The 7,713-nt window shown below is 50.8% G+C and carries 5 protein-coding genes; all 5 read left to right on the forward strand.

Translation table 11 applies throughout. The annotated features are described in order from the left end of the window. Positions 1 to 999 precede the first annotated feature (999 nt). The 5 genes from G3446_RS24880 (at position 1,000) to G3446_RS24900 (ending at position 7,574) form a co-directional block, all read left to right on the forward strand. Positions 1,000 to 2,100, forward strand: coding sequence for a glycosyltransferase family 4 protein (locus G3446_RS24880; protein ID WP_164456385.1), 1,101 nt, complete (start codon positions 1,000 to 1,002; stop codon positions 2,098 to 2,100). 180 nt (positions 2,101 to 2,280) lie between these two features. Continuing rightward, entirely contained in the window at positions 2,281 to 2,949 is a 669-nt protein-coding gene (locus G3446_RS24885) for an acyltransferase (RefSeq protein ID WP_164456386.1), read from the forward strand. A gap of 283 nt (positions 2,950 to 3,232) precedes the next feature. Next, on the forward strand, positions 3,233 to 4,309 hold the full coding sequence (locus G3446_RS24890) for a glycosyltransferase (RefSeq protein ID WP_164456387.1): 1,077 nt from the start codon (positions 3,233 to 3,235) through the stop codon (positions 4,307 to 4,309). A gap of 17 nt (positions 4,310 to 4,326) precedes the next feature. Beyond that, positions 4,327 to 6,372, forward strand: coding sequence for a heparinase II/III family protein (locus G3446_RS24895; protein ID WP_164456388.1), 2,046 nt, complete (start codon positions 4,327 to 4,329; stop codon positions 6,370 to 6,372). Then, positions 6,369 to 7,574 carry a glycosyltransferase gene (locus G3446_RS24900; RefSeq protein ID WP_164456389.1) on the forward strand — a complete coding sequence of 402 codons (1,206 nt, stop codon included), beginning with the start codon at positions 6,369 to 6,371 and terminating at the stop codon, positions 7,572 to 7,574. The genes G3446_RS24895 and G3446_RS24900 overlap by 4 nt, the downstream gene beginning before the upstream one ends. The last annotated feature ends 139 nt before the right edge of the window (positions 7,575 to 7,713 follow it).

Below are 7,713 nucleotides of genomic sequence, written 5' to 3' on the forward strand. Positions count from 1 at the left end.
CGACCAACACGCCGCTCAGCGCTGACTTCCATCAGCTAGCCCGATCGTGTAACCATCAAATTCGCTGACCGCACTCAAGGTGTTGACACAGTGTCGTCGTCCGCAGTGCCTGGAGAAAGGCTAGTACTGTCAAATTGCTGAGATTTTCTCATCGTGATAAGTTTGTTCTTTAGTATTCTGAGTTTTAAGCCAAGAGCCAATGTAAAGAAGTGGTCTCGCCTACGTTTCAGCTATCCGGCGAGACTAGTTCTCTTGAGGCCGGCCAACTCATCCAGATGCGTCAAGTTCTGGGCTGGCTTTCGCCGAGACCAAGAAATCCCTACCCCCTGTGATGGAGTCCTAAGAAGGAGCGCTCACTGAAAACCCTAGGCGCGCGATAGGTGCCTGAAAGGGCACTGTCCGTCCGTGTGACCGGATTAGTTCAACGATCGGAAGGCCGTTGTTCATGGCCGCAAAGGCGGGGGCGTTGCGTGAGCTTTCCTTCGCGCGGCCTTGATCATCGTTTGGTCCACCAGTCGCGATGCGCCCTCGCGCTGACCAGGCAAGATCATGATTTTCAGTAGCTTTGATCGCCTAAGTTGACTAAACGGGTAGGTCTTGGGCGAAACCATGATCAAGGCCCTTAGAGCGATCCTGGATTGACGCGTTTGAGATGAGCCGAGCAGTCAGGCGGTCAAGGCCCGTCGCTCTGAAGCGGCGCCTCGCTAGATCTCTTGAGGTTGAACGCTGGGCTCTCGTGTAGTGCCGCGTTGCGACAGAGTGTCCATTGAGCAGAAGCAAGAAAGCCTTCGCAGTGGCGAGATGGAAGACCGAGTCCCTAGCATATGGTGTTCGCGGATGGGTTACAGCATCCTTTTGTGCGTTAGCGGGGAGATCACCTGAGAGATGACGTCGACCAAGATGAGAGTTGCGTGGCTTGCGCCATACCCGATATCGCAGCTTGGCGACAGGGTTCTCTGGGCGCTTCGTCGGCGTTCGAGCCACCCCTGCAGTTGGATCATGAATTTGTCACAGGCGCTGGTCGCACGCGGAGATGTAGACCTTCACCTTGTGACAGTGTCGCCATGGGTGACGCACTCGCAAACGGTGGAAGTAGAAGGGATGACGATCCATATCGTGAAAGGTGGCGTCCCGACACTGCACCGCGGATGGCCGCGGTTCTTGCCTCTGGATGCGGCAACGGGCTTCCGTATGGAAGCCAGAGCGGTTCGCTTCGAGTTGCGTCAGATTAAACCCGATCTCATCCACGCGCACGGCACGGAAAAGGGATATGCACTTACGGCGATGCACAGCGGATACCCTTATCTTGTTTCAATTCAGGGCATCATCGCTGAATATTATAAGATGGACCCGTGTCTGTATTACCGCTTAATGCGCCCAAGAGAAGCAAATGTCATCCGAAGGACGAAGAATTTTACTTGTCGCACACACTTTGATACATCGTATGTTCGGCGGCTGAATCCATCGGCGAAAATATTCAATATCTGCGAGGCAATGAGTCCGGTTTTTTGGGAAGGGCAGTGGGAAAGTAAAGGTGGGTATCGAATACTTTTCGTCGGCAGTGGGGCGCCACGCAAGGGTTTTGACGATCTGATTGCCGCAGCGGCTGTTATCAGCGAGAAATTCCACGCAGTATCGATAGACGCGGTCGGAATCTTCTCTGGCAAGCGCAGAGAAACATTGGCAAGGACAGCGGATAAGGCTCGTATCGCAATCAGGTTCCACGGCTTTCAAACTGCCCCTGCAATATCAGAGTTGCATCGCCAGTGCGATTTGTTCGTGCTCTGCTCGTCAATTGAGAACAGTCCGAACACGCTCGCCGAGGCCATGGTGTCAGGTATGCCATGCGTTAGCTACGACGTTGGTGGTGTTTCTTCGATGATTGATGCTGGCAGGACCGGCTTGTTGGTGGCGCCTGGCGATATAACAGGCTTGGCGGCTGCCGCTATGGAGTTGATGGGGGATAGACGTAAAGCTCAACACCTAGGCGCCGCTGCCGCCTCCGCAGCGAGATCGCGGCACCGTCCGGAACATGTGGCTGCCGCTACCTGGGACGCCTATCGGGACATCCTTGCTGCATCAGGGAAGGACTTTGCTTAGCTGGTTTGGATAAAGTAATAACAGAAGAGGCGAGACCGGAGCTTCACTATTCGGTAGAACTAGTATCCTCAAAGCTCGTGACAGGGCTTTCTCGCATGTGGCAAGTCAGAGCGAGTGATTGTTTTCCTGTTGAGGCGTGAGGTTAGATAGCTCCGTCATCAATGTGTTTATGAGCAGCTTATGAAGTTGAATAGCCTTGCTACTTTCCTTGCGAACTACGATTTTCCTTTCCATCTAATCGTTGTCTCTGATCTCGTGCGCAGGGGGATCTCAACGAGATTTCATACAGCCATTACCCGCGCGAAGCTTTATCTCCTTCGTTGCCGAGTAGGAGTCAACCTACGAGTGGACGGACGAACCTACATTTCGGTGAGAAGAAAGAATGCCATTCGGATCGGCGACGATGTGAAGATCAACTCTCGTTTCGCTTCCAACCTTGTAGGCATAACCAATCCGACAGTATTACAGTGTATTGCTAACGGCACGATTCATATTGGCAACAACACGGGACTATCTGCCGCGGTTCTGTCGAGCCGTTCGAGCATCACGCTCGGACAGCGTGTATTCGTCGGTGCTAACGTCCGTATTTTCGACCATGATTTTCATTCTACGGATCCTGAGCATCGACTGGATCGGTCTAACTCAAGACACATTCACATAAAGAGCAAGTCGGTGACCATCGGTGATGATGTCTTTATTGGTACCAACGCCATCATTCTGAAAGGGGTAATCATTGGGGATCGTGCGATTGTGGGTGCGGGAGCGGTTGTCACGCGCCACGTGCCTGCAGATGAGGTATGGGCCGGCAATCCAGCAACCTGCCGATCGCGGCTTCACCGAGGTATTTAGGACAGTCTATTAGTAACTGAAGTTTTGCCCTTTTGGAGGGGTGCTGCGCCTGGGTAGGGAGAGTTTTCGAGGGGTTTGCCCGTTTTCGCGCAAACCCCACCGAAACCCCGCGAGCCCACGTCACTGCTGAGACGGACATTCTCAGAACTGCGAAACTTGAGTTAGTAAGTCGGCTATATCGAATATGAAGATTCTTCTTCTAGCGCCGAGTTGGACTCAACGTACAAGCGGAACACGAATCTACGTTGGCTACGGAAAACATTTCGCAGCCAAAGGACATCAGGTGACGCTTTTCTTCCCAAAGACGTTCGTCTGTGATGACCTCACTGATGACTCTTGCTCCGTCCTCCATCCGCCTAAATGGATTTCCGCTGTCCCGGCACCATCGTTTTACAATCCATTTCTGTTGGCCTTCTTGGTTTATCACGTAGTAGCCCGCCACTACGATGTTGTGCACGTCTGTCCAGGACATCGCCCTCTGTATCTAATCCCGGCAGCTTTCTCCAAAATTATCCACCGCTCCATATTGGTCGATGAGTGGTGGGAATGGTTCGGCAAGGAAGGGTTAGGAGCAAATACTCAGGGTACACTTCGTAAATTCCTAGCGTGGCTAGAAGACTGGTTGGAACTGCGGTCAAAGAGGTTTTATGACATCATATTTCCCATAACCAACACCTTAAAGGAAAGGTTACCTAAAGATCTACAGGCGCGAGCAAGTGTTTTGCGCGGCGGTATCGATGATGAATTGAAGATGTACGAAAAGGCTAGCGCTAGACGATCGCTCGCATTGTCCGAAGACGACATAATAGTCGGTATGTGCGGTCTGTGTGATGCTGATCATCAGGACAATGCACCTTTTATTGACGCTTTCATTCGAACCCTTTCGACCGTGCCGCAACTGAAGCTGATGGCGTCTGGGGATAATGATTATATCAAGAACGTTATCCGTCAATTAGTACCGAAAGCCAATCTGATTGACGTCGGCTGGCAGCCATATAATCAATATAACGTTTTCATGAGCGCGTGCGATGTGTTTGCACTACCGCTTTCAGACTCCCCGAGAAACAAGGGGCGTTGGCCTAACAAACTAGGAGACTTTATAGCATTGAGGCGACCAATAATGACATGCCCTGTCGGAGATATCCCAGAATTATTCGAGACGAACCAGGCCTTCGGATGGTGTGTACCGAACGAGCGTGCCGCTTATGAGATGGCGCTTGAAGAACTATCAGCTAATCCTGGCAAGGCAATACACGTAGCTAATTATGTTCCGCTGCCTCCTGGCGCATTCTTAACGACTGGAGAGCGCTCGGATTTGATCCTTGAGTCGTACAGATCCGCAAGGGATGGGCGACGGTGAGACGAGTATCACTAGACTTGCTTGTCGAAGCGCGAGTGTTTGCATTAGTGCTTCGCGCGATGAGCCGGGTTGGCCTCTGGTGTCTGGATCTCATGGAAAGATGTCTGGCATTACGCAGGCCAACCTATGCAAGCGGCGTTTCCATTGATCCATCCCTATTTCCGCGATATTTCACCTGCCCAGATCGAGAGAATGTTCCAGGTACTGAACTGACATTTTTGCGCGACATTAGCGTTCGGTATTTAAGGCACGAGTTTGACCTTCTGGGTTCAGGATGGATGAAAGTTGGACGTCGAACCGTTGCGAAAGGATTACGGGGTATTGTGTTCGATTATCGCGAAAGATTTCCTGCGGATGGGCTTGTCGGAGTCAATTTGCAGAACCGTTCGGAAGCATTGCGCATCTGGAACGTAATAAATAAAGAAGGTTACGAGCCGATACATTGGCATCTTGCTTATAAGAGCGGTTACGCGTGGGATCCCAAGATGTGGCGTACGCAGGTCCGTAGTCGATTGCCTCTTGGTGTCGATCTGAAAGAGCCATGGGAGCTCTCGCGTATGCAGCATCTCCCCGTACTTGCAGTGTATGCATGCTGGGATCCTGAAATTCGGGATTTAGCGGTCGCCGAGATAGAGTCTGAGGTATTGGATTTCGTTGCTAATAATCCACCCGGTTTCAGCGTAAATTGGGCATGTACAATGGATGTGGCGCTGCGAAGCTGTTCGTGGCTAATCACATACGATTTAGCTCGTGGTGCTGGTGCGAAGTGGCGGTCAGAATTTCTTGAAGTGTTTGGGCGCAGTCTATATGAGCATGCTCGTTTTATTGCGCGACATCTGGAATGGAGTGACCTTACGCGCGGCAATCACTATTTCGTCGATATCGTTGGGCTATTATTTTCTTGTGCCTACCTTCCGAGGACGACGGAAACCGAAGGATGGTTGGACTTTTCAATCCGAGAGTTCATAAAAGAACTGGATCGTCAGTTCAATCCGGATGGTACGAGTATCGAGGCTTCGACATGCTATCATTGTTTTATGTCAGAGGTAGCAATCTATTCCGTTTCTTTGCTCGTGGCAATGTTGAGGAGGAAAGGATCGCACTCTTTTCAGCTTCGCTCTGAAGGGTTGGTCGGTTTTCTTGCGAAGCGCGTGGGCTTAGCAACATTTGGTCAGAGTGGAGTATCCCTGTCGTCCATAGGCATCACTAGCAGCCTGACACCGGATTTATTAACTCAATTGCATCGTATGGGCGCTTTTTCTGCGGCTATCAAGCGTCCGGACGGATCGATCCTAAACATCGGTGATTGTGACAGTGCATTTTTCACTAGAATTGGATGCAGATATAATGCGGGCCCATACGAAGGGTCATTTGGGCCTGAACTTTTTGATCTTTCTCGCGAGCACGTGGTGGGCTTAATTAATGATTTTCTTTATGGTGGCTCATCTCATTGGGTGTCCGGGATTCTCCCCGCGAAGCTTGAATATTCGCTCCCGGCAGGGATGACACCAGGGCAGGAAGAACGCTCTCCTGAGTCGTCGTGGATAGACCGGAAATCTGGCCGTTTTTCTTATAGGATTCCTCTCCATAGATCGCCTCAAGAAACGCCGTTGTCGGATTATTATTTCGACTTCTTTGGATTATATATATTAAAGAATGATACGTTTTTTATTTCCGTTCGCGGTATTCCGAAGGGGCGACAGATAAGATCTCACAGACATGCGGACGAAGTGTCTGTTTGTCTATTTGAGAGTGGGCAACAGGTTATTGAGGATCCGGGTATGCCATTCTATACGCCGTTTCCGTTGTTGGCATCGCTCTATCGTGGGCGTTTCGTGCACTGGGGGCCACAGTTCCTGAGTGCAAAGGAACTGCGAAGCGTAAAGGTACGCCCCTACAAGTTCGGAATCGAAGTGGCAAGGCGAGAGAGATTGCTTCTGAGTGTGGAGGTGGGGCGTGATCGGATTATGATAGAATCGGATTTCTTGATCCCCGCTTTTGGGAGTATTCGTTCTAACTTCGTTCCATTATCGAATGGCTATGGAAAAAGGGCCCATTTATGAGCCAATGTTTAAAGAACATAGTTCTGATGCTGCCATATTTTCCGCATTATCGAAGAGACTTTGTCGAGTTGCTCGCTTACAGATTGCATTCGGAGGGTTTCGAGTTAGTAGTACTGTCTGGCGAGAATCGTACCGGAAAAGAAATCCCATCCGGACAGTCTGCAAGCTGCACCCTACAGGTTGTGGAATCCGGGCACCACTATCTATGTGGTATGCATATTGGTACGCAGACAGGACTTGTAGGGCGTCTAAAAGAGTTAGATCCGATCGCCGTAATTTGTTTATTCAATCCCGGGCATATTGGTCATGCGAGCGCTTTACTTTATTGCATGGCCGCCAGAGTGCCTTTTTTACTCTGGGGCTCTGCTTACGAGAGGGTAGACGCGGCTTCCTTGACGCGAGTCGTTCGGCAGTTTGTTCGGTGGTTCTTTCTTAGGCGTGCGGCAGGTCATATCTGCTATGGAAGCGAGTTGCAGAGGGAACTATTGAGCCGGGGGATATCGGCGTCGCGAATTTGGGTTGCGCAGAATACCGTAAACGTGGAGGGTATTGCGCACGACGCTTCTCTAGTTGATCGAGCTCAAGCTCGGCAAAGTTGCGGGATTGCTGAAGACGCAAACGTGGTTTTGTTTGTAGGGGCGTTGGTTCCACAAAAGAATCTGCCCGCTTTGCTGTTAGCCTTTGAGAAGGCCGCGGAGAAAAGTCCTGACTTATTGTTGTGCGTGGTTGGCGCTGGTGTGCAGCGACATGAGCTTGAGAAGATCGCAGACAAATGTATTAAAACAGGGAGGGTGGTTTTCACCGGAGCTAAATATGGAGAAGATCTGAAGCTTTATTTTGTTTCATCAGATGTCTTTGTGATGCCCGGCACTGGAGGATTGGCTGTAAATGAAGCCATGGCTTATGGCCTCCCGGTCGTTGCCGCTAAGGGTGACGGCACGGTTTGCGATCTGATAGAACATGAGGTTGATGGTTACTTGTTGGATAATCGGTGCTCTTCGGAGGAGGTGCTTGCTGCCTTGGAGTGGTTTCTATCTTTGGGGCTTGGTGATCGCGGTAGATTACGGATTAATGTTCAGTCGAAGGTGCTGAGAATGGCTTCTTTGGAAAATATGGTGGATATTTTTCTGGATGCGGTTAATCAGGTTTCGGGCATCGCGCATCACTCAACGCTCGGCGCTAGTAAGGAAATTGGGGATTGAATGGGAAGAAAATCAGATTTTGAAGCATCGGTGGCGCGGCCGGGTGACCACCGGTGATTGGCTGAGTGCGGTCAGCGAATTTGATGGTTACACGATCGGGCTAGCTGATGGAAGTCAGCGCTGAGCGGCGTGTTGGTCG

Origin of the sequence: Thiorhodococcus minor, assembly GCF_010820565.1 — a bacterium.
Classification (GTDB): Bacteria; Pseudomonadota; Gammaproteobacteria; order Chromatiales; family Chromatiaceae; genus Thiorhodococcus; species Thiorhodococcus minor.